Raw genomic sequence first — 22,283 nt, forward strand, 5'->3', positions numbered from 1 at the left:
GCGCTCCTATGAGCGAGGTCCTCGGAGCCCTCGACGGTGTCCGTATTGTCGACCTCACGCAGATGCTGGCCGGGCCCTACTGCACGATGCTGCTGGCCGACCAGGGCGCGGAGGTCATCAAGGTCGAGCCGCTCGATGGCGACCACACGCGCATCATCGGGCCGTATCACGCCGACGACAGGCTCAAGGCCTTCGGCGGCTATTTCGCCTCGGTGAACCGTAACAAGAAGTCGATCGCCATCGACCTCAAGACGGAGGCCGGCCGCGATCTCGTCCTGAAGCTCTGCGACAAGGCCGATGCGGTGGTCGAGAACTATCGCGGCGGTGTCATGGATCGCCTCGGCCTCAGCTACGAGACCCTGCACGCCCGCAATCCCAAGCTGGTCTACGCCACCATCCGCGGCTTCGGCGACGTGCGTACCGGCAAGAGCCCCTATTCGGACTTCCCGGCCTACGATGTCATCAGCCAGGCCATGGGCGGCATCATGGCCATCACCGGCCCGGACAAGGATACGCCGATGAAGGTCGGCCCCGGCGTCGGCGACATCGTGCCGGCGATCACCTGCGCCTTCGGCATCGTCTCGGCGATCCTGCGGGCCTACAAGACCGGCAAGGGCCAGTTCGTCGACGTCGGCATGGTCGACGCGATCCTCGCCGTCTGCGAGCGCATCATGCACCAGCATTCCTATGCGCAGACGCTGCCGCATCCCGAGGGCAACCACCATCCCCTGCTCTGCCCGTTCGGCATGTTCCCGGCCAAGGACGGCTTCGTGACGATCGCCGCCCATGCCGACGCGCACTTTCCGATCCTGTGCCGGCTGATCGACAAGGCGGACTTCGCCACCGATCCGCGGTTCATCACCGTGCAGGACCGCCGGGCCAACCAGGACGTCCTCATCGCCACGGTCTCCGACTTCACTCGCCAGCGCACCAAGCAGGAGCTGCTGAAGCATTTCGGCGGCAAGGTGCCCTTCTCGCCCGTCTACAACGTGCGCGACATCGTGGCTGATCCCCATTTCAAGGCGCGGGACATGCTGCCCTGGGTGCCTCATCCCGGCCTCGACCACGAAGTGCAGATCGCGGGCGTCGCGGTGAAGATGACCGAGACCCCCGGAAAGGTGCGCCATCGCGCGCCGTTGCTGGGCGAACATACCGACGAGTATCTGAAGACCATCGGCCTCGGCGCGGGCGACATCGCCCGGCTGCGCGCCGACAAGATCGTAGCCTGAGGAGAAGATTGATGACCGACCGTCCCAAGCGCGCCCGCCGCGTCCAGCTCTCGACCCCGGGGTCCAGCGAGAAGATGATCCAGAAGGCGTCGGAGTCGAAGGCCGATCACGTCTTCCTCGACCTCGAGGACGCCGTCGCCCCCAGCCAGAAGCGCGACGCCCGCAAGAAGATCATCGAGGGCCTGAAGACGCTCAACTGGAAGGGCAAGACGCGCTGCGTGCGCATCAACGACCTGACCACCGAGTATGCCTACGAGGACATCATCGAGATCGTCGAGGGCGCGGGCGAGCATCTCGACACGATCATGATGACCAAGGTGCAGACGGCCGCCGATGTGCTGTTCGCCGACAAGCTGCTCCATCAGATCGAGAAGAAGCTGAAGATGAAGCGCCGGATCGGCCTCGAGGCGCTGATCGAGGAAGTCGAGGGCATGCAGAACGTCGACGCGATCGCCGCCTGCACGCCGCGCCTCGAATGCCTGGTGTTCGGCATGGGCGACTTCTCCGCCTCGATGGGCGTCACCAACAAGAATGTCGGCGAGACCGACGGCTATCCCGGCGACATCTGGCACTACGCCCGGTTTCGCCTGATCATGGCCTGCCGCGCCGCCGGCATCGATCCGGTCGACGGTCCTTTCGCCGACTTCAAGAATCCCGACGCCTATCGCGAGGAGTGCAGGCGCTCGATGATCCTGGGCTGCGTCGGCAAGTGGGCGATCCACCCGTCGCAGATCGACATCGCGCTCGACGTCTATTCGCCCAAGGCCGAGGACATCGCCCGCGCCCGCAAGCTCGAGAAGGCCTACGCCGAGGCCGAGGCCGCCGGCCTGGGTGCGATCAACGTCGACGGCATCATGGTCGACGTCGCCTCGATCCGAATCCTGCGCAACACCATTCTGAACAAGGCCGATCTCTACGGCCTCTAGGATCCGGACGGGCGCGGTGCCGAATTCGGAGGACCCGCGCCCGGGGTTGCGGCAAGCGCTCGTCCCGATCGGGGCGATGCTGGGCACGCAGATGCTCATCTCGCTGGCGGTGCTGTCGCTCAGCGTGCTGATGCCCGCGGTCGCACGGGACCTCGGGATCTCGCCGAAGCTCGTCGGCGCCTTCACGGCCGTAACCTATGCCATCGCCTCGGGCGTTGCCCTGTGGAGCGCGGCGCCGATCTCGCGGCTGGGCGCCGTCCGAATCTGCCAGTTCGCCATGCTGGCCGCCGCAATAGGCCTCGCCCTGAATGCCGCGGCCTTCGTCGCAGCGACCGTCGTCGCGGTGGCTTTCATCGGCTTCGCCCAGGGCCCGATCAATCCCGCTTCGGCGCACATCCTGAGCCAGCGTGTGCCGCGCGCCTGGTTCAGCCTGGTCTTCTCGGTCAAGCAGACCGGTGTCCCGTTGGGCTTTGCTGCCGCCGGCGTCCTTCTGCCGATGCTCCTGCCTGCGCTTGGATGGCGGGGCGCCTCCCTGGCGGCGGCCGCCCTGTTGCTGGCCGGTGCCGGGGCGCTCGAACTGCTGCGCTCCCGTCTCGATGCCTCGGTCGCCCCCTCCGCCCCGTCCGAAGGCATCTGGTCGTCGATCGTCCACGTGATGCGCCACCCGGAGATGCGCGTCCTCGGCTGGTCGGCGCTGCTCTACGTCGTGGCGCAGCACACCTTCACGTTCTTCCTCGTGACCTATCTCTACGAGCACTGCCGCCTCAGCATCGCCGAAGCGGGCTTCCTGCTCTTCCTGGCCCAGATCGGCGGCACGGTGCAGCGCCTGATCCTGGGTGCACTGGGGGACCGCTTTCCGCGCATGATGCTGCTGGGCTGGACGGGGGTGGGAATTGCCCTGGGCGCCGTCGCCACGAGCCTGATCTCGGCCGACACGCCCTACTGGCTGATCGGCCTGATCGTCTTTGCCTACGGTACGGTCGTCATCAGCTGGAACGGCGTCTCGATCGCCGAATTCGCGGCTCTCGCCCCGGCCGGACAGGTCGCCGCCGTCGCCGCCGTCCAGACCGCCCTCGCCTTCTCCGGCGCTGTCATCGGCCCGCCGCTCTTCGGCCTGATCGCCGCCGTCGCCGACTATCGCAGCGCCTTCCTCATCGTCGCGGCCTGCGTCCTTGCGGCCGCGATCTGGCAGATCGTCACCTCCGCACGCCTGCGCGCGACCTGAGCCTCAGGGTTCCTTCATGCCGGCAACCGACACGATCTCGGCCCACTTCTTCGTCTCCGTGGCCTGGAAAGCCGCCAGTTCCTCGGGCGATCCCACGAACGAGATGCCGTAGTTGGCCTTGAGCAGGTTGAGATAGGCCGGCGACTTGGCGGCCTGCCGCACCAGCGCGTTGAGCTTGTCGATGATGGGTTTCGGGGTGCCGGCGGGCGCGTACATCGCCGTCCAGGCCCACATCTCGAATCCCGGAACGCCGCTCTCGTCCACCGTCGGGAACTGCTCGAGGCCGGGGATGCGCTGCTTGCTGGTGACCGCGAGCCCGCGCGCGCGTCCGTCGAGGACGGGCGGCAGGCCAACGGTGAAGTCCGAGAAGATGATGTCGATGCGGCCGCCCAGCAGATCGGTAATCGCCTGCGGCTGGGTCTTGTAGGGCACGCCCAGCAGATCGATCCCGGTCATGATGCGGAACAACTCGGCGCCGCCGCGGCTCGACCCGTTGCCACTGCCGAAGCTCAGCTTGCCGGGCTGCGCCTTCGCAAGCGCAACAAATTCCTGGATGGTCTTTGCCGGAAGGTCATTGCGCACCATGACGACCTGGGCGCCCAGCGTGATTCCGGCGACTGGCGCGAAGCTCTTCACGGGATCGTAGGCCAGCGACTTGTAGACGTGCGGATTGATCGCCTGCGTCGTCTGCGTGGTGAAGAACAGCGTGTAGCCGTCGGGTGCCGCGCTCGCCGCCGCCTGCGCCGCGATCTGGCCTTCCGCGCCGGGCTTGTTGTCGATGACGACGGTCTGTCCGGTCTGGACGGCGATGTCCTGGCCGATCGCACGCGCGGCAATGTCGGTCGCGGTGCCCGGACCGAAGGCCGTGATGATCTTGATGGGCTTCGACGGATAGTCCTGGGCGACGGCCGGCATCGCGAGAAGCATTCCGACCAGCAAACTGAGGAGTTTCATGGACCAACTCTAGGCACAGCGAAGTGCTAGCGTCATCACAAAGAAAAGGAGGAAACGGACGAATGAGGTTTCCAGCACTGGTGCTCGCCGCGGCCGTTGCGGCTCTGGCCGCCGCTCCCGCCGCCTGGGCGCAGAAATCCGGCGGCACGCTCAAGATCGCTCACATGGACAATCCGCCGAGCGCGTCGATCCACGAGGAGGCGACGATCTCGACCGTCATGCCGTTCATGTCGGTCTACAACAACCTGGTGATGTTCGATCCGAAGACGAAGCAGAACACGCCGGACAACATCATTCCCGACCTCGCTACCGAATGGAAATGGAGCGACGACGGCAAGCAGCTCACCTTCAAGCTGCGCGACGGCGTGAAGTGGCACGACGGCAAACCCTTCAGTAGCGCCGACGTGAAATGCACCTGGGACATGGTGATCTCCGACGAATCGAAGCTGCGCAAGAATCCGCGCAAGACCTGGTACTTCAATCTCGAAAAGGTCACGGTCAACGGCGACCGCGAGGCGACCTTTCATCTCAAGCGGCCGCAGCCCTCCCTGCTCACCATGCTCGCCGCGGCCTTCTCGCCGGTCTATCCCTGCCACGTCCCGACGGCGCAGATGCGCCAGAAGCCGATCGGCACCGGCCCGTTCAAGTTCGTCGAGATGAAGCAGAACGAGTCGATCAAGCTCGTGCGCAATCCGGATTACTGGAAGCCAGGTCGCCCCTATCTCGACGCGATCGAATTCTCGATCATCCCGAACCGAGCGACCTCGCTCCTGACCTTCGTCGCCGGCAAGCTCGACATGACCTTCACGTCCGTCGTCACGCCGGCCATGGTCAACGATCTCAAGGTCCAGGCGCCGACGGCGATCTGCGAGGCGCAGCCGACCAACACCCAGGCCAACCTGCTGGTCAATCGCGAGAAGCCTCCGTTCGACGATGCAAAGGTGCGCCGGGCCATGGCCCTGTCGATCGACCGCAACGCCTTCAACGAGATCCTCGGTCAGGGCAATTACCGGATCGGCGGCGCCATGCTGCCGCCACCGGAGGGCCTCTGGGGCATGCCGACCGAGTTCCTCTCGACCGTTGCGGGCTATGGCCCCGACGTCGCCAAGGCCCGCGAGGAAGGCCGGAAGATCATGGCAGACCTCGGCTACACCGCCGAGAAGCCGCTGAAGATCAAGGTCTCGACCCGCAACATCCCGAGCTATCGTGACCCCGCGGTCATCCTGATCGACCACCTGAAGCAGGTGAACATCCAGGCCGAGCTGGAGCCGCTCGAGACCGCCGTCTGGTACAACCGCATGATGCGCCGCGACTTCTCCATCGGCATGAACATCCAGGGCGTCGGCGTCGACGATCCCGACGTCGTCTTCTACGAGACCTTCCGCTGCGGCTCGGAGCGCAACTACACGAACTACTGCAATCCGGAAGTCGAGAAGCTGTTCGACCAGCAGTCGACGATGACCGACATGGAGGCCCGCCGGAAGCTCGTCTGGGAGATCGACAAGAAGCTGCAGGAGGACGGCGCGCGCCCGGTCATCCAGCATGGCTGGGGCGGCACCTGCTGGCGCCCGGAGGTCAAGGCCGTGAACCTCGCGGTCAACACCATCTACAATCACTGGCGCTTCGAGGACGTCTGGCTCGACCGCTAGGACGTCGTTAGGCTCGGGCCGACGAATGATCGGAGGTTTCGATGATCAAGGGTCTGCACCACAATGCCTATCGCTGCCGCGATTCGGAGGAGACGAGGAAGTTCTATGAGGACTTCCTGGGCCTTCCGCTCGTCCATACGCTGCTGATCGAGCAGACCAAGACCGGCCGCAAGACCGGCGCCGGCGTCCTGCACACCTTCTTCCAGCTCGACGACGGCTCGTGCCTGGCTTTCTTCGAGGCACCCGACATGCCGTTCGACTTCAAGGACCAGCACGACTTCGACCTCCACATCGCGCTGGAGGTCGAGCCCGACCATCTCGACCGGATGTTCGCCCGGGGCAAGGCCGAAGGCCGCGAGGTGCGCGGCGTCTCCGACCATCATTTCATCCGGTCGATCTACTTTCGCGACCCCAACGGCTACGTGATCGAACTCGCAGCCAAGGTCCCCGGCCAGGAATCGGCGCTCGACCCGACCAGGAACGGAGCACGCGCCAAGCTCGGCGACTGGCAGGCGCGCAAGTCCGCTGAACGCGGAGCGCCGTGATCCTCGTCTCCTGCCGTCAGCCGAGGTTTCGGCGGTAGAGAGCGATCAGACGCTCCCAGTGACGCTCGGCGGCCGGCTTGTCGTAGCACCAACGCTGCGGGAAGGCGAAGCCGTGGTGCACGGTCGGCTGGACCTCGAGTTCACCCTTCGCGCCGGACTTGTCGAACAGGGCCTTCAGTTCCTTGACCATGTCGGTCGGCGCCAGTTCGTCGTGCTCGGCGCAGGAAATGTAGAGTTCGCCCTTCGCCTTACCGAGTGTGAGGTGCGGGCTCTCGACCGCGTCGCTCACCAGCCAGGTTCCGTAGAAGGAGGCCGCCGCCGCGATGCGATCCGGAAAGCGCGCGGCCGCCGCCAGCGAATAAGGACCGCTCATGCAGTAGCCATGGGTGCCGACCGGCCCCTGCTTCGATTCCTTCTGGCCGTCGGCATAAGCGATCATAGCCGCCACATCGTCCATCACTGGTGGAATGGTCATCCTGGTCCGGACCGCGCGCATGCGCTTGTGCTCGTCGCTGCCGTGCTTCAGCACGTCGGGCCCGTACTTCGTGTCCGTACCGGCCCGGTAATAGAGGTTAGGCAGCATCACATAGTAGCCGACCGTCGCCAGCCGGCGCGCCATGTCATAGAGCTCCTCGCGGATACCGGGAGCGTCCATCAGGAAGAGGACCGGCGGGTAGGGCCCACCCCTCTCCGGATGGCAGATGAAGGTTTCCATCGCCCCGTCCCTGGTCGGGATGTCCAGAATTTTCTCGATCATGGGAAGTCCCCTCCGCCTTGCAGAATGCCGGCACCTTGATAGGCTTCGCTCAATAACAAAGCCTAGGGAGAGAAACGATGAGACGTAACCTGTTCAGCACGGCCGCATTCTGCCTTGCGGCCTGGGCGCTGCCGGCGGCCGCCCAGCTTTCCGACAATACCCTGAAGCTCGGCGTCGCCACCGACCTGTCGAGCCTCTATGCCGACATCAACGGTCCGGGCGCGGTGCTCGCCGTCCAGATGGCGATCGAGGATTTCGGCGGCTCCGTGCTCGGCCAGAAGATCGAACTCGTGTCCGGCGACATCCAGAACAAGGCGGATGTCGCAGCCACCACGGTCGGCCGCTGGTACGACAACGAGAAGGTCGACATGGTGATGGGCGCCGGCGCCTCCTCCTCGTCGATCGCCGCCGCCCGTGTGGCCGGCGACAAGAAGAGGATCTTCATCGCCCCCGACCCCGCCTCGTCGGACCTGACCGGCAAGCTCTGCAATCCCTACCTGATCCACTGGGTCTACGACACCGCGGCCCTCGCCAACGGAACCGGCTCGGCGGTCGTGAAGGCCGGCGGCAAGACCTGGTTCTTCCTCACCGCTGACTATGCCTTCGGCTATGCGCTGGAGCGCGACGTTTCCGCCGTCGTGAAGGCCGCCGGAGGCACCGTGGTCGGCGGCGTCAAGCATCCGATCAACACCAACGACTTCTCGTCGTTCCTGCTGCAGGCGCAGGCCTCCAAGGCGCAGATCATCGGTCTCGCAAATGCCGGTGGCGACACGATCAACTCGATCAAGCAGGCTTCCGAGTTCGGCATCGTCAAGGGTGGCCAGAAGCTTGCGGGCCTTCTGGTCTTCATCTCGGACATCCATTCGCTGGGCCTCGAGCGCGCACAGGGCCTCAACCTGACCGAGGCGTTCTACTGGGATCTCAACGACCGCACGCGCGCCTTCGCCAAGAAGTTCGCCGCCAGGTTCAACGGCAAGATGCCGACCAGCGTGCAGGCCGGCTTCTACTCGGCGACGCTCGCCTACCTGAACGCGGTCAAGTCGACCGGAACGGACGATGCCGACAAGGTGATGGCCGCCATGAAGGCCGCCAAGTGGGACGATCCCATCTTCGGGCCGAGCTACGTCCGCCAGGACGGCCGCAAGATGCACGACATGTATCTCTTCGAGGTCAAGAAGCCCTCGGAGTCGAAGGGCCCGTGGGACTACTACAAGCTCCTTTCCAAGATCTCCGGCGAGGAGGCATTCCGCCCCCTGGCCAACAGCGAGTGTCCACTGGTGAAGAAGAACTGAACCGGGAGTCCCGTGGTGGGCGGCCGCCGGCCATCACGGGATGCCTGCCCTTAACGCCGCGTACCATGTACCCACCCGAACGCATCGTCTGCCTGACCGAGGAAACCACCGAGACGCTTTACCTGCTGGGCGAGCAGGACCGGATCGTCGGCGTTTCCGGCTACACCGTCCGGCCGCCGCAGGCACGCAGGGAGAAGCCGCGCGTCTCGGCTTTCATCTCCGCCGACATCCCCAGGATCCTCGACTTGCGACCCGACCTGGTTCTCACTTTCTCCGATCTGCAGGCCGACATCGTGGCGGCGCTCATCCGGGCGGGCGTCGCGGTCCACGCTTTCAATCAGAGGACCGTCGCGGAAATCCTCGACATGATCCGCACGCTGGGGGCGTTGGTCGGCGCGCAGGATCGCAGCGAAGCTCTTGCGAGCCGCCTTACCGCAAACCTCGAGGACACACGCCAGCGCGCCGCGACGAGGAGCACACGACCCCGGGTCTATTTCGAGGAATGGGACGAGCCGATGATCTCGGGAATCGCCTGGGTCTCGGAACTGATCGAGATCGCCGGCGGCGCTGACATCTTCCCCGAATTGGCCACGTGCAAATCGGCAAGGGACCGGATCGTCACCCCCGACGAAGTGATCCGCCGGGCGCCCGATATCCTCATCGGCTCCTGGTGCGGCAAGAAGTTCAAGTCGGAGAAGGTGGTTGCCCGGCCGGGATTCGAGTCCGTGCCCGCCGTCAGGAACGGCCGGCTTCACGAGATCAAGTCACCCCTGATCCTGCAACCCGGACCTGCAGCGCTCACCGACGGACTTGCCGCCCTGGAAGCGGTAATATCGACGCCAAGCAAGGCTTAAGAAAGTCGGAGGAAAAGTCATGAATGCCGGACGGGATCGGTCGAACATCTATGTCGGGGTGGCTGGTTATTTCGGAAAGCCCGACCACAAGGGCCGCGTCGGCGTCTTCCGTCGCCCGACCACGGGCGGCGACTGGCAGCATGTGCTGGGGACGGTTCAAGCCTTCACCATCTTCGTCCATCCGAAGAACCCGGAGATCGTCTTCGCCGGAACCAATGACGGCGTGTGGCGCAGCACCGACCGCGGCGCCACCTTCCGCCGGACCGCCTTCCCCGATGCCGCCCGGGAAATCTGGTCCTTCCTCGTCGACTCGCGCGATCCGGATCGCGTGTTCGCCGGCGCCTCGCCGATCGGCGTCTATCGCAGCGACGATGGCGGCGCATCCTGGCAGGCCCTCCCCACCCCAGCCATCGACACGCACTGCACGGGCCCCTTCGCTTCGCGTGTGATGCGGTTGGTCCAGCACCCCAGGCGCCACGACGAGCTCTACGCCGCACTCGAGATCAACGGCGTGATGCGCAGCATCGATCTCGGTCAGACCTGGACCGATTGCAGCGCGGGCCTGCTGAAGCTCGCCGAACAGGAGCACCTCAAGAGCCAAATCGTGAGCGACACGACGGCCGAGGGCATGCTCGACGGCCATGCGGTGACCATCAACCCGGCCGATCCCGACGGCCTGTGGCTCGCGGTGCGCATGGGCCTGTTCCACAGCAGCGACCAGGGCCGAACGTGGAAGGACATGGAGGTGGGCCGCTTCTCGCCCACCACCTACGGCCGCGACATCCGCGTCTCGCCGGTGGAGTCCAACACCCTCTACTCGGCTCTTTCGGTGGCCGCCTCCAGCAAGGATGGCGGCCTCTACCGCAGCGAGGATGGCGGTGAGAGTTGGAGGCGCTTCGACAAGGTCCAGGTGCACGGCACCATCATGTCGATTGGACTGCATCCGACCGACGCCGGACAGGTCTACATCGGCGCCCGCTACGATGGCGAGGTCTTCGGCACCCGCGACGCCGGCAGGACCTGGCAGGCCATGCCGCTGCCGGGTGAGGTCCAGCACATCTACTCGCTGGCGTGCGGCTGAAGTTAGTCAAGGGAGCGCGCCACTCCAGTGGCGCTCATGCCTCCCTGAAGGACCAATCTTGAGCGCCACTGGAGTGGCGCGCTCCGGTGAACCTACTTCGACTGCGCGGTGACGTCGTGCGGCGCTGCTGCGGGCGGCGGCGCTTCCTTCGTTCCACCAAGCAGGCTCCCGACGTCGCGTTGGCGGCCGGTGTCGATCTTCACCGTTGCGGTCATCCCGGCGCGCAGCGGCGGTTCGCCGGCGTGGGGCAGCAGCCGTAGCTTCACCGGCAGGCGCTGCACGACCTTCACCCAGTTTCCGCTGGCATTCTGCGGCGGCAGGATGGCGAACTCCGCACCCGTCGCCGGGCTCACGCTTTCGACCAACGCTTCCCAAGTGACATCCGGATACGTGTCGAGCACCACGGTCGCCTTCTGCCCCACTTTCACGTGGGTCAGCTCGGTTTCCTTGTAGTTCGCCTCGACCCAGGGCCGGCTCAACACAACCAGCGAGAAGAGCGGCGTCGCCGCCTTGACCTGCTCGCCTTGCTGCAGGCGCATGTTGACCACGACTCCGTCGACGGGGGCGCGCACCGTCGTGCGCGAGAGATCGAGCGCCGCCCGCTCGCGCGCCGCGGTCTTCTCCCGCACCAGCGGATGCGCCTCGACCGCAAGCTGCGGATCGCCGTTCAGCGCCGCCAACACGCGCCGCAGTTTCTCCCGCGCCGTTGCCACGCGATCGGCCGCGGCGCGGGCGTCGTTCTGCGATTCGTCGCGCTTGCTGGCGGACGCCACGCCCTTTGCCGCGAGCTCCTCCTGGCGCTGGGCCTGCCGCTGGAAATAGTCGGCGCGCGCCTCGGCATCGGCCAGTTCGGCCACCGCTTCCCGCCAGATGCCGCGCAGGTTCTCGACATGGGCGCGCGCAGAATCGAGCTCCGCCTCGGCGCTGTCGAGGGCCAGCCGGAAGGGCCTCGACTCGATGGTGAACAGTTGGGCACCGGCCTGCACGGACGCATGGTCCCGGGTAAGCACCCGCCGGACCTGGCCGGAAACCTCGGGCGCGATCTGGACGATATGGGCCTTCACGTAGGCATTGTCGGTCGAGACGTAGCGACCGCCCGACAGCCACCACCAGCCCGCCCCGCCGGCCGCCAGCATCGGTACCGCGAACAACAGTACCAGCCGCAGCACGGGGACAGGGCGGCGACTCATGTGCCGTGGGCTCCCGCCATCGTCTGGAGCCGCCCCTTCACGCGCGCCGCCAGTCGGGTGAACTGCTCGCGCTCGGCAGTAGAGAGCGGCGCCAGCGCATCGTCGACCGTGGTCTCGGCAATCGCCCACATCTCCTTGTGGGCGCGGCGGGCGTCGGCCGTGAGGTACAGGCGGTTGATACGGCGGTCCTCGCTGTCGGCACGCCGCTCCACCCAGCCGTTCTTCTGCATGCGGTCGATCATCCGGCCGGCGCTGGCGCGGTCGATTTCCAGCATGTCGGCGAGTTCGGTCTGGCTGGCGCCCGGACGGCGATAGAGGCGTGTCAGGACGAGCCACTGGGCGCGGGTCAGGCCGATGTCGCGCACGCGACGGTCGAACACGGTGCGGATCAGGCGCGCAACGTCCGAGAGCACGTAGCCGATATATTCGTCGTCGTCGGGGCCCAAGGGTGCTCGCTCGAGATTGTTGCCTAGGCTACATTAGCCTAGTCCATGAGTTCAAGCGCGACCACCGCCGACGCTGCCCCGCCTGCCGCCGAGACCGAAACCTCGCTGGGCAAGCGGATCCTGATTCTCGTCATGGTGGTCCTGGGCTCGACTCTCTACGCCACCACCCTCCTGATCGCCTCGACCCTGCTGCCGCAGATGCAGGGCACCATGTCGGCCACCCAGGACGAGATCTCCTGGGCCATGACCTTCAACATCCTGGCCACCGCCGTCGCCACGCCGATGACGGGCTGGCTGTCGGCGCGCTTCGGCCGCCGCGAAACCATGATCTGGTCGGTGCTGGCCTTCACGCTCACCACCCTGATGTGCGGGCTGGCCGATTCGCTGGAGAGCCTGATCCTATGGCGCGTCCTGCAGGGCGCGCTGGGCGCCCCGGTGATCCCACTGTCGCAGACCATCCTGCTCGACACGTTTCCCAAGCGGCAACAGGGGCTCGTCACCTCGATCTTCGGCATGGCCGTCGTCATCGGCCCGGTGATCGGGCCCACCGTCGGCAGCATGCTCTCCGAACTCTACAGCTGGCGCTGGGCCTTCTACATGATCGTGCCTGTCGGCCTGCTGTCGTTCATCGGGCTGCGCCTCACCCTGCCCTACGACCGGCCGACCGGCCAGGCCCGGCTCGACTGGACGGGCTTCCTGTCGCTCTCGGTCGCCATCGCCGGGGTGCAGCTCGTCCTGTCGCGCGGCCAGAGGCTCGACTGGTTCGAATCGGCCGAGATCCAGATCGAGGCCTTCATCGCCGTGGTCTCATTCTGGATCTTCCTCGCCCACAGCCTCACCGCCGAGCGGCCGTTCCTCAACCTGAAGCTCCTGCTCGACCGGAACTACTCGATCGGCCTCGTGCTGGTGCTGATCTACGGCATGCTGAACTTCACGCCGATGGTGCTGCTGCCGCCGCTGCTCCAGCAGCATGCCGGCTTCCCCGATGCGCTGATCGGCGAGGTCATCGCCGCCCGCGGTGTCGGCGCGACCATCGGATTCTTCCTCGCCATTTTCGTGGGCCGCATGGACCCGCGCATCGGCCTGATCGCCGGCTTCACCGTACAGACCCTGTCCGGAGTCTGGCTCATGGCGATCGACCTCAACGTCGACATGAACACGTTGATGCTGAACAGCCTGCTGCAGGGCATCGCCGTCGGCGTCATTTGGGTGCCGCTCACCCTCGTCACCTTCTCGAACATGAGCGGCGCCAACCTGGCCGAGGGCACGGCAGTCTATCACCTGCTGCGCAACATCGGCTCCAGCTTCTTCATCTCGATCTGCGTGGCCGAAATCGTGCGGGCGACCAGCACCAACTACAGCCGCATGGTCGAGCTGGTGAACCCCTACAACAAGGCGCTGGCGTATCCATGGGTGACCGGCGGCTGGGACTACGAGACCGTGTCGGGCCTCGCGAAACTATCGAAGGAAATCAACCGGCAGGCGGCGATGATCGGCTACATCAACGCCTTCGGCCTCTATACGACCGCCTCGGCGATGGCGATCCCGCTGATCCTGCTGATTGGCCGACGCGCAAGAAGATAGCGCCAGAGGACAAGGGAAGGGAAACGAGGATGACCAGCCCTGACTCGCTTCAGTTCCTCCTCAACAATCCGTGCGGCAACACGGTCGAGCTGCACGAAGTCGATAAATGCCGCTGCACGGCGTACATCGTGTTTAGAATCGACGGCAGTCTCATCGGAGCGCGCAACTCCAGTTGCGCTCATACCTTGCCGTTTGACAAAACTTGAGCGCCACTGGAGTGGCGCGCTCCATTGCTTGACCGCGCTTCCTGATACGTCGCCCGTGCCGCCTTCGCGGCCTTGAGTGCCGCTTCGCGCCGCGTCGCCGCGCGGTCGTCGAGCACATAGAGCAGGCCCGCAAAGAAGATGAAGGCGCCGCCCAGGATGTAGTAGTGCCAGGCCTCCAGGTAGAGCCGGAAGGTCACGACGACCAGGGGTACCGGAATGAACACCAGGGTGAAGCGGATCCACGAGCCGCGGTTATAGATCCGCACCGCCACCCTCGCCTGCCTCTGCCGCGTCCACATCTCCCGCCGCAGCCCATCGAGATCGGGGGGCGCCTCACCGCCCACGGGATCGTCCTCCCGCGCGAGCCATCTCGCGCGCGACCAGACGGGCCGCCGGTCCGCTGCGCGCAGCGGAATCGGGCTTCATAAGATTGCCGATCTCAAAGCGCAGGAGCTGCACCTCGGGATGCAACGCCGCCGCCCGCCGCATCGCCTCGGTACCCTGTACAATCTTGTCGAAGTTCGGCGGCCGCTCGCCTTTCGTGCGCGGATATTCGAGGTCGACCAGGGCCGCGAGGGACCAGGCCTGCCGGCTGACCTCTGCCGCCCGTGGCAGGTAGGCCGGCACAACGCCGTCGAGCCCATGCTGGCAATTTGCCAGCGCGTCGCGCAGCGCGACGGCATGGCCGACAGCGACCGACATGCCCTGCCCGAAGGTCGGATTGAAGCTCGAGATGCAGTCGCCGATCGGCAGCACGCGCGACGGCAGTGCTGCGCCGCGCTCGAAATGCCGCCAGCGTGCCTCGGCGATGCGATAGCGGCGTATGGGCGTCAGCGGAACGGCCTTGCGCAGACGATCGGCGATATCGGGCACCGGCAGCGCCTCGGCATAGGCCCAGAATCCGTCGAGATCGTCCGGCACCCTGTCGTCGAAGCGGCTGCACAGCGTGATCAGCCACTCGTCGTTCTCGACCGGGCAGACGAGCCCGTAGTGGTCGTCCGGCGGCTGCGGAATGCAGGCGATGAACCTGCCCTCACCGCGAAATCGCGCCGGCTTGGCGAAACGGGCAGAGCTGTAGCTCACCTCGATGCCGAGCACCGTCTCGGGTAGCTCAATACCAGCCAGGAGCGTGTCGCCTCGCCCCGTTGCGATCACGGTCATGTCGGCATTGTCGGGCAGTGCATCGACCGCCGTGCGATCGCGGATCACGATATTGCCCAGCTGCAGCACCTGCCGGCGCAGCACCTGCTCGAAAGCTGGCCGGCTCATCATCAATTGGCTGTGACCGAGATCGCGCGTCGCATGCCAGGCATCCCGCTCCCAGATCGAGACGTCTTCGGTCTGACGCACCTCCGTCGCACCCGCCGCCCGCAAGGCCGCACGCGTACCAGGCAGCAAGCTCTCGATGGCAAGTTCGCCGCCCTTCAACAGGGTGTGCACCTGCAGATCCTGCGGAACACCCTTTCGCGGACGCGGCGTGTCTGGAAGCGCATCCTTGTCCAAGACTTCGATCGCCTCGAAGAACGATGCGAGTGCCGCCGCAGCCGCGAGGCCGGCAATGCCCGCTCCGACGATGACGGCGCGTGCGCCCAACCTGCCCTCGGTTATCATACGGCAACATTAAACGGTAACGGGAGGTTACACGACATGAAGTCGGTCACGCGACGCACCACGATCGCAGCTCTGCTGGCAGCCTTGCCTGCCGGCCATGCCTTCGCTCAGGCCGGCTATCCGGACAAGCCGATCCGTCTCGTGGTCCCGTTCGCGCCTGGCGGCAATGCCGACCTCACGGGACGCCTCTTCTCCGAGGCGCTAGGCAAACAGCTGGGCCAGCAGGTGATCGTCGAGAATCGCGGCGGGGCCGGCGGCGCGATCGGCGCCGAGGCCGTCGCGAAGTCGCCGCCCGACGGCTATTCGCTGGTTCTGGGGTCGACCGGCACGTTCCTCGTGAGTCCCCGCATGACCGGCGGCAAGCCGCCCTACACTCTGGCAAGCTTTGCGCCAGTCGCCCTGCTGAGTACCTCGCCGATGGACATCGTGGTCAACGCCAATGGTCCGTTCCACGACTGGCCTTCCATGCTCGCCTGGCTGCGTGCCAATCCCGGCAAGCTCACGATCGGGCATCCGGGCAACGGCAGCACCAACCACCTCGCCCTGCTGCAGATGCAGAAGGCGCTCGACGTGCGCTTCAACATCATCCCCTACAAGAGCAACGGCTTGGCGCTGAACGATCTTCTCGCCGGCCAGATCGATGCGGTGATCGACCAGGTTCCAGCCTCGATCGGCCATATCCGTGGCGGCCGTCTGCGCGCCATCGTCGTGACGACCGCGCGCCGCGCCGGCCAGCTACCCGACGTTCCGACCCTGCAGGAAGCCGGCGTCAAGGGCTTCGCCAGCACCACGCCGATCGTCCTCATGGCGCCTGCCGGCACGCCATCCGATATCGTGAACAAGCTGAACGGGGCCGTGGCGGACGCCCTGGCCGATCCTGCCGTGAAGGGGAAGCTGAACGACCTCGGCGCCGAGACCGAAGCGCTCACTCCGCAGCAGCTCACCAGCTTCCTGCAAAAGGAAGACGCGGCGATCGAGGAGTTGCAGAAGAGCGGCCTGCTGAAGCCCGAGTAGTCGCTATTCGCGCCGCAGCCATGCCGCCCGCATCGGTCGCAACACGGCAATGCCGAGTACAGCGGCGACGGCGTTCGCACCGACGGCCAGCGCGAAGACGATCTGCCAGTCCCCGGTCGCCCGTACCAGCGTATCCGACAGCGGGACCAGCATGGCGGCGAAGCCCTTCGCCGTATGCAGCATGCCCGCGTTGGTCGTGGCATAGCCCGAGCCGAAATAGTCGGTGCAGGTCGCGGGAAACAGGCTCGCGACCTCACCCCAGGCGAAGAAGACCAGGCTGACCAGCAGCACGAACATCACCGGTTCGTCGCCCCACCTCGCAAAGGCCAGGATGCTCAGGGCTCCCATGGTGAAGGCGAAGAACATCGTGTTCTCGCGGCCGATATAGTCGGAGAGCCAACCGCACAGCGGCCGCGCGATGCCGTTGGTGACCCGGTCGAAGGTCAGGGCGAAGGTCAGGGCCGGCAGGGTCAGGCCCAGCATGCTGACCGGCACGTCGGCCACCCCGAAGTTGCGGGCGATGCCGGCGAGATTGGCCGTGAAGGTCAGCCCCGCCGCCGTCACCAGCAGCGACATCACGAAGAGCAGCCAGAAGAGTGGCGACCGCAGCACCTCGCCCGGCCTGTGGTCGTGCAATGCATGCGGCAAGCGCTCCGGGATCGCGAGGGTCTCGGCCTCCGGCTTGCGCAGCGCCAGCGCCGCGAGGCAAACAAGCACGCCCTGGCCCAGGCCGAACCAGAGGAACGCCGCCTCATAGCCGTGATGGTCGATCGTGCTATGGATCGGGACGATGGTAAGCGCCGAGCCGATTCCATAGCCAGCGACCGTCAGGCCGGCGGCCAGGCCGCGGCGGTCGGGAAACCACTTGAGTGCGTTGCCGAGACAGGTGCCATAGACGCAGCCCGCGCCGATGCCGCCCAGCGCTGCGCCGAGATAGAGCAGCGGCAGCGAATCGGCGACCGAGTTCAGGCTCCAGGCGATGGCGACCAGCGCACCCCCTGCGAGCGCGACCGGCAAGGGACCGAACTTGTCGACGAACCAGCCCTCGAACGGCACCAGCCAGGTCTCACTCAGGATGAAGATCGTGAAGGCGATCTGAATGGCGGCGCGGCCCCACTCGTACTTGGCGTTGATCGGATGCACGAACAGCGTCCAGCCATGCTGCAGGCTGGAGATCATCACCATGCAGACGATGCCGGCCAGGAGCTGAATCCAGCGATTGTGAAGGATGCCCGTCATGTTCGTCCCTGCACGGATCGGTTATCGCGGGATTGACATGAACTGGACATTGGCGCGGCTAGTTTTCACTGGAAAGACGGAACGACTTGGGGCGCATTGGAGCCCTGCAACTATCCAACGGACCATAAATGAGCCAGCCTCTCGCGTCGATCCTCGGCCTCTCACTGGCAGTCTTTTGCGCCGTGGCGCAACCGGCAAGCGCCCAGTCGCCTCCCGTAACCGGAACCTGGGTCAACGATCACGGCTCGACGTTGGTCATTCAGTCGATTGGAGCGGATGGGAGCGTTACCGGGACCTATTCCAGCAGCACGCCCGGCTACAAATGCGCCGGCGTCGCCTTCCCCATCGTCGGCTGGATGGACGGTCAACGCATTTCCTACACAGTTCTCTGGAAGAATGCGTCTGTCGATTGCAATTCGATCACGTCCTGGACGGGCTACTTCAATGCAGGCCGCATCGGCGTCGAATGGGCCGTGACCTTCGACGAGTACGGTGCCCCGACGATACGAACCGGCTCAGATTCCTACACACGCCAATAGCGTCAGGATTTTCGCTACGTCACCGGGACGTCCAGAGTTGTGCCGCGGATATATCTGCCGCTCAGACCTTCGCCGGTACGGCGCAGGACGTATCGTCCCCCCAGTGCCGCCTCGATGGTGAGCGTGCCCTCGGCTACGGTGCCCTGGCTCGTGCGCTTCACCGAATCGGCTTTGTCGGCGAACGTGGATACGAAGCCCTGGAGGGCAAATTCCATCCGGCCCTCGACGCGGCCATCGCCTCCGACTGCGCTGATGATGAGGGTCGCCTCGCCAATTCCGGGAACGTCGCCTTTCCACGTTCCGACGAAGGTCGCTGCAGCGGACTGGGCACGACTGGCCGGACTCAGCAGCGTCAGGAACGCCGCCATGAAGATCCTGCGCGATTGCATGTGATTCATCTCCCGGACGATCAGCCCCAGCTCAGGGTGATCGCCACGTCGCCGGGCATGCCACCCGGATAGTCGACGATGTGGTATCGGATATGGTAGCCGAGCGGCCGCAGCCGGCGCTTCCAGTACTCGTAGATCTCCTTGGGAATGCCGGTAAGGGTCCTCTCCCACCCTTCCTCGACCTGATTGATCGCCCGGCCGCCGTCGGTGCAGATGTGGTTCGGAAAACGGAGCACCTGGACGGATGTCAGGCCGTTTGCCATCGCGCGCTCGATGATGATCGAGGCCTTCTCGCTCACCTGCTCGTCGGTCAGTCCCGACGGTGCAAGAAGATGATCGATGAACGCCTTCTTTTCGGCCTCCGCCGCCTCGCGCGCCTTCAGCGCGGCCGAAGCCTTGGCTCCTTCGGCCTCGGCCATCTTTACGTGCAGTTCCCTGACGCTCATCAGCTTGGTCATTCTGCTCTCCTTGAATGGGACGAAGGCCTTGCGCCTAGAATTTTTCCGCAACGTAGCGGCGGTCCGCGATCGACGACCGGTCATCGTAGGCACGCTTGCTGGAGCGCGACGGCAGCTTCACCTTGGCACGATCGACCTTCTTGTAGGGGATCTGCGACAGGATATGCGCGATCACATTCAGGCGGGCGCGCTTCTTGTCGTCGGAATGGACGATGTGCCAGGGCGCGTGCTCGGTGTCGGTATGCCGGAACATGAGATCGCGCGCCCGGGAGTAATCGTACCAGCGCGAATAGGACTCGATGTCCATCGGGCTCAGTTTCCACTGTCGCACGGGATCTTCGATCCGCGCCCTGAAGCGGCGGTCCTGCTCCTCCTGCCCGACCTCGAGCCAGATCTTGATGAGCCGCAGGCCGCCTTCGGTCACGAATTTCTCGAAGACCGGACAGATGTCGAGGAAGCGCTGATGCTGCTCGGGCGTGCAGAAACCCATCACGTACTCGACGCCAGCGCGATTGTACCAGCTGCGATCGAAGATCACGATCTCACCACCGGCCGGAAACCTCTCGACGTACCGCTGGATGTACATCTGGCTCTTGTCGCGGTCGGACGGCGCCGGCAGTGCGACGACCCGAAACACGCGGGGGCTGACACGCTCGGTCAGGGCCTTGATCGCGCCGCCCTTGCCTGCCGCATCGCGGCCTTCCAGCACGATGACGACACGCTCGCCGGAAACCTTGATCCAGTCCTGCAGTCGGCAGAGTTCGACCTGCAGCTCGCGCAGTTCCTTCTCGTAGATCTTGCGCTTGAGCTTGTCGGAACCGGCGCCGTGACCGTTCTTCTTTGGCATGTGCACCTCTGTGGGCATCAGCGGCACGCTACCCTCGATCCACCTCCACGCCCTTGATTTTGGTCAAGCTGGAGCTTGCCATTGCATGGCGGGAAACGCCGGGCGCTACATGGTCTGCAACGCCCGGCATCGCCGGCGCCGTCGCCCTAGCGGATGATCTTCACGGCGATCGCCGTCTGGTGCGTCCAGACGGTATTGACGACGTCGCCGGGCTTCAGGGTGCCCAGGGACTGCTTGCCGGCCGCGGTCAGAACCTGCGGCATGGTAATGACTTCGCCACTGTTGGGAGAGGGCTCTTCCGGCTTGCCGTTCGACGCATTGATGAGCCACAGGCCGCCGTTTTCCGGGGTCACCTTGGTGACCATGCCCGACATGCTCCACATGCGGATGGGCTCGCGCGCCCCGGGAATACCGGTCAACTGCGCGCCCTTGTCGATCAGGGCCTTGGACTGGGCGTCCGTCTGCGGCGATTTCTTGGCGATCAGCACGTCGATATGGTCGAAGTAGTTGCAATCGACGATCATGCCTTCGCGCAACGACGGGTAGTTGGTGACGAGGTCGGCGGCCCGCATCTTGATGCGGCCCATGTCCTCCCAGGTGATGTTGAGGATGCGGCGGTCGGGATGGAGCCCGTCGATCTTGCCGCGCTTGAAGTTCTGGTAGTTGTTGGTGACCACGAACTCCTGCGCTGAGGCCGTCGTGGAGAGCGTTGCGATGCCGCCAGCGGCGAGAGCGCCTCCGGCCAGCAGCTTCAAGGCATTGCGGCGGGATGAATACGTCATTGTCGGTCTCTCCCCTCGGTTTTAAATCACGGTCCTCCCCCAAGCCTGCCCCGGCCAGGGGTTTCGCGAACCCGGACAGCCAGCCTTGCCCACCGGACAATGCCTGTCCTTGATGAATATCAAACCATCGCGACGGGCCGGTTGTGAAGCCCCCTTGTCGACGACCCTAACCCGCCACCTTGCCAGCCTCGCGCAGCCGTTCGAAATCGAGGATCACGACTTCGCCGCTTTCGACGACGGCTATGATGCTGCGTCCTTTCAGCTTACCGATGGAGCGGCTCACCGTCTCAATCGTCAGGCCGAGATAGTCGGCGATCTCATGGCGGCCGATATGCAGCGTCAGCGGTTGCGCGGCCGATACGTGCCGCTCGGTATAGAGCGCACTGATCTCCGCCAAGAAGTGCGCCACCCGTTCCGTCGACCGCAGTTGCCCGAGCACCAGAGAGAGCATTCCGGCCTGCTTCAGCGCGCTCGATAGCGCCTCCACGAGAGCCGCTGCGAGATCGGGATGCTCGGCGACGAAGGCGTCGAACTTTCGCCGATCGAACGCGCACGCCTCTACGTCGGTCAGCGCTTGCCCCTCGAAGGCATAGCGGCCGTCCCGTTCGAGATAGCCGACGCAATCGCCGGGCGCACGCAAGGCCGTGATCTGTCGCCGGCCATCATCGAGCGTGTGCGATACCGCAACGATACCTTTGCGGATCTTGAAGAAGGCGCCAACCGGATCACCGGAGCGAAAGAGCGTTTCGTGCCTTTTCCAGTGCCGGATCCCGCCGAGCGAGAGCAGGTGCTGCAGACGGGCATCGTCCAGCGGCCCGCAAAGGTTGAGCGTCCGCCCGACGCATGTGTCACACGGCAGGGGAGACGAAATCTTGAACGGCTGCAGCGCTGCGAACCTGAGAGGCCGACCGGGAATTGCACCGTTACGCACCGTGCACGTATAACATGTCAGTCATGACATCGCCATCTGGCGAACGCGATCGGACCCACGAACCGCCCAGAAAGGCCGATCAGCGGACCAGGCTGCTCGGCGGAGGAAGCGCCGAGACGGCCGCAAGGGCCCGACGCAGCACCTCGAAGATGACCGCGGTCGACCAGCCGAACATCAGGACGCCGCACATCGCCGTCGTCGGCCCGATCAACCGCCACCGCTCGACAGGGAGGACGTCGCCGTATGCCAGCGTCGTATAGTTCACGAAGGCGAAGTAGAGAACGTCGGCGCCCGCAGGCACGGCGCCCACCATCGCGTAGGTCAATGCCCAGACAAGAACCTCGAGGCCGTGGGCCATCATCAGGACCGAGACCGTCGCCACCATGATCGTGATCAGCAGAAGCGAGGGCCCCAGCCGGGTGCTGCCGGCGGCGCCCTGCGCCACGCGCACCAGCACCAGCATGACCAGGGCGTGGATCGCGATGTTGCAGATGCAGGCGGCCGCTCCCACGACGAACTGAAGCAGCATGGTCCG

24 protein-coding genes are annotated in these 22,283 nt (G+C 65.3%); 11 read left to right on the forward strand and 13 right to left on the reverse strand.

The window, feature by feature from the left end; genetic code table 11:
- The 3 genes from EPO41_RS26005 to EPO41_RS26015 form a co-directional block, all read left to right on the forward strand.
- Positions 1-1,229 (forward strand): CoA transferase (locus EPO41_RS26005; protein WP_296331788.1); only part of this gene is annotated, 1,229 nt, incomplete at its 5' end.
- Positions 1,230-1,240: 11 nt separating this feature from the next.
- Positions 1,241-2,155, forward strand: coding sequence for a CoA ester lyase (locus tag EPO41_RS26010; protein ID WP_296331790.1), 915 nt, complete (start codon positions 1,241-1,243; stop codon positions 2,153-2,155).
- Between the two features lie 46 nt (positions 2,156-2,201).
- Positions 2,202-3,380: an MFS transporter gene (locus tag EPO41_RS26015; protein ID WP_296331793.1), complete on the forward strand. Its 1,179-nt coding sequence runs from the start codon at positions 2,202-2,204 to the stop codon at positions 3,378-3,380.
- Positions 3,381-3,383: 3 nt separating this feature from the next.
- Here EPO41_RS26015 and EPO41_RS26020 read toward each other — a convergent pair whose 3' ends face one another.
- A complete protein-coding gene (locus EPO41_RS26020) occupies positions 3,384-4,334 on the reverse strand; it encodes a tripartite tricarboxylate transporter substrate binding protein (RefSeq protein ID WP_296331795.1) in 951 nt (316 codons plus the stop codon).
- Between the two features lie 62 nt (positions 4,335-4,396).
- Between EPO41_RS26020 and EPO41_RS26025 the strand changes: the two genes are divergently transcribed.
- Together EPO41_RS26025 and EPO41_RS26030 are read left to right on the forward strand one after the other, a co-directional pair.
- Positions 4,397-5,983 carry an ABC transporter substrate-binding protein gene (locus EPO41_RS26025; protein ID WP_296331797.1) on the forward strand — a complete coding sequence of 529 codons (1,587 nt, stop codon included), beginning with the start codon at positions 4,397-4,399 and terminating at the stop codon, positions 5,981-5,983.
- Positions 5,984-6,024: 41 nt separating this feature from the next.
- Positions 6,025-6,528 carry a VOC family protein gene (locus EPO41_RS26030; protein ID WP_296331801.1) on the forward strand — a complete coding sequence of 168 codons (504 nt, stop codon included), beginning with the start codon at positions 6,025-6,027 and terminating at the stop codon, positions 6,526-6,528.
- A gap of 16 nt (positions 6,529-6,544) precedes the next feature.
- Here the strand turns inward: EPO41_RS26030 and EPO41_RS26035 are convergent, their stop codons facing one another.
- Complete coding sequence (locus EPO41_RS26035; protein ID WP_296331802.1) at positions 6,545-7,285, reverse strand: dienelactone hydrolase family protein; 741 nt, start codon at positions 7,283-7,285, stop codon at positions 6,545-6,547.
- Between the two features lie 77 nt (positions 7,286-7,362).
- On the opposite strand from EPO41_RS26035, the gene EPO41_RS26040 reads away from it, so the two are divergent.
- The 3 genes from EPO41_RS26040 (at position 7,363) to EPO41_RS26050 (ending at position 10,512) form a co-directional block, all read left to right on the forward strand.
- The gene (locus tag EPO41_RS26040) at positions 7,363-8,577 is read left to right on the forward strand and encodes an ABC transporter substrate-binding protein (protein WP_296331804.1); all 1,215 of its coding nucleotides are present in this window, start codon (positions 7,363-7,365) and stop codon (positions 8,575-8,577) included.
- Positions 8,578-8,642: 65 nt separating this feature from the next.
- The gene (locus EPO41_RS26045) at positions 8,643-9,431 is read left to right on the forward strand and encodes a cobalamin-binding protein (RefSeq protein WP_296331806.1); all 789 of its coding nucleotides are present in this window, start codon (positions 8,643-8,645) and stop codon (positions 9,429-9,431) included.
- Between the two features lie 19 nt (positions 9,432-9,450).
- Positions 9,451-10,512: a hypothetical protein gene (locus EPO41_RS26050; RefSeq protein ID WP_296331807.1), complete on the forward strand. Its 1,062-nt coding sequence runs from the start codon at positions 9,451-9,453 to the stop codon at positions 10,510-10,512.
- 92 nt (positions 10,513-10,604) lie between these two features.
- On the opposite strand, the gene EPO41_RS26055 is transcribed toward EPO41_RS26050, so the two are convergent.
- Together EPO41_RS26055 and EPO41_RS26060 are read right to left on the reverse strand one after the other, a co-directional pair.
- The gene (locus EPO41_RS26055) at positions 10,605-11,702 is read right to left on the reverse strand and encodes an HlyD family secretion protein (RefSeq protein WP_296331809.1); all 1,098 of its coding nucleotides are present in this window, start codon (positions 11,700-11,702) and stop codon (positions 10,605-10,607) included.
- A complete protein-coding gene (locus EPO41_RS26060; protein WP_296331811.1) occupies positions 11,699-12,148 on the reverse strand; it encodes a MarR family transcriptional regulator in 450 nt (149 codons plus the stop codon). The genes EPO41_RS26055 and EPO41_RS26060 overlap by 4 nt, the downstream gene beginning before the upstream one ends.
- 45 nt (positions 12,149-12,193) lie before the next feature.
- Between EPO41_RS26060 and EPO41_RS26065 the strand changes: the two genes are divergently transcribed.
- Positions 12,194-13,732, forward strand: a complete 1,539-nt coding sequence (locus tag EPO41_RS26065) for a DHA2 family efflux MFS transporter permease subunit (RefSeq protein WP_296331813.1) — start codon at positions 12,194-12,196, stop codon at positions 13,730-13,732.
- 178 nt (positions 13,733-13,910) lie between these two features.
- On the opposite strand, the gene EPO41_RS26070 is transcribed toward EPO41_RS26065, so the two are convergent.
- Together EPO41_RS26070 and EPO41_RS26075 are read right to left on the reverse strand one after the other, a co-directional pair.
- Positions 13,911-14,282, reverse strand: coding sequence for a hypothetical protein (locus tag EPO41_RS26070; RefSeq protein ID WP_296331815.1), 372 nt, complete (start codon positions 14,280-14,282; stop codon positions 13,911-13,913).
- The gene (locus EPO41_RS26075; protein ID WP_296331817.1) at positions 14,272-15,549 is read right to left on the reverse strand and encodes an FAD-dependent monooxygenase; all 1,278 of its coding nucleotides are present in this window, start codon (positions 15,547-15,549) and stop codon (positions 14,272-14,274) included. The genes EPO41_RS26070 and EPO41_RS26075 overlap by 11 nt, the downstream gene beginning before the upstream one ends.
- A gap of 36 nt (positions 15,550-15,585) precedes the next feature.
- On the opposite strand from EPO41_RS26075, the gene EPO41_RS26080 reads away from it, so the two are divergent.
- A complete protein-coding gene (locus tag EPO41_RS26080) occupies positions 15,586-16,563 on the forward strand; it encodes a tripartite tricarboxylate transporter substrate binding protein (RefSeq protein ID WP_296331818.1) in 978 nt (325 codons plus the stop codon).
- Positions 16,564-16,566: 3 nt separating this feature from the next.
- Here the strand turns inward: EPO41_RS26080 and oxlT are convergent, their stop codons facing one another.
- Entirely contained in the window at positions 16,567-17,802 is a 1,236-nt protein-coding gene (gene oxlT, locus EPO41_RS26085) for an oxalate/formate MFS antiporter (RefSeq protein WP_296331820.1), read from the reverse strand.
- A gap of 128 nt (positions 17,803-17,930) precedes the next feature.
- Between oxlT and EPO41_RS26090 the strand changes: the two genes are divergently transcribed.
- Positions 17,931-18,341: an avidin/streptavidin family protein gene (locus EPO41_RS26090; RefSeq protein WP_296331822.1), complete on the forward strand. Its 411-nt coding sequence runs from the start codon at positions 17,931-17,933 to the stop codon at positions 18,339-18,341.
- A 14-nt stretch (positions 18,342-18,355) separates the two neighbouring features.
- Here the strand turns inward: EPO41_RS26090 and EPO41_RS26095 are convergent, their stop codons facing one another.
- The 6 genes from EPO41_RS26095 to EPO41_RS26120 form a co-directional block, all read right to left on the reverse strand.
- Positions 18,356-18,730: a hypothetical protein gene (locus EPO41_RS26095; RefSeq protein ID WP_296331824.1), complete on the reverse strand. Its 375-nt coding sequence runs from the start codon at positions 18,728-18,730 to the stop codon at positions 18,356-18,358.
- A 20-nt stretch (positions 18,731-18,750) separates the two neighbouring features.
- On the reverse strand, positions 18,751-19,188 hold the full coding sequence (locus EPO41_RS26100) for a hypothetical protein (RefSeq protein WP_296331825.1): 438 nt from the start codon (positions 19,186-19,188) through the stop codon (positions 18,751-18,753).
- 34 nt (positions 19,189-19,222) lie between these two features.
- Entirely contained in the window at positions 19,223-20,035 is an 813-nt protein-coding gene (ppk2, locus tag EPO41_RS26105; protein ID WP_296331826.1) for a polyphosphate kinase 2, read from the reverse strand.
- Between the two features lie 146 nt (positions 20,036-20,181).
- A complete protein-coding gene (locus EPO41_RS26110; protein WP_296331828.1) occupies positions 20,182-20,817 on the reverse strand; it encodes a hypothetical protein in 636 nt (211 codons plus the stop codon).
- Between the two features lie 166 nt (positions 20,818-20,983).
- Complete coding sequence (locus EPO41_RS26115; protein ID WP_296331830.1) at positions 20,984-21,748, reverse strand: Crp/Fnr family transcriptional regulator; 765 nt, start codon at positions 21,746-21,748, stop codon at positions 20,984-20,986.
- A 79-nt stretch (positions 21,749-21,827) separates the two neighbouring features.
- Positions 21,828-22,277, reverse strand: a complete 450-nt coding sequence (locus EPO41_RS26120) for an ion channel (RefSeq protein ID WP_296331832.1) — start codon at positions 22,275-22,277, stop codon at positions 21,828-21,830.
- Positions 22,278-22,283: the final 6 nt, after the last annotated feature.

The organism is Reyranella sp., from assembly GCF_004297265.1.
Lineage (GTDB): Bacteria > Pseudomonadota > Alphaproteobacteria > Reyranellales > Reyranellaceae > Reyranella.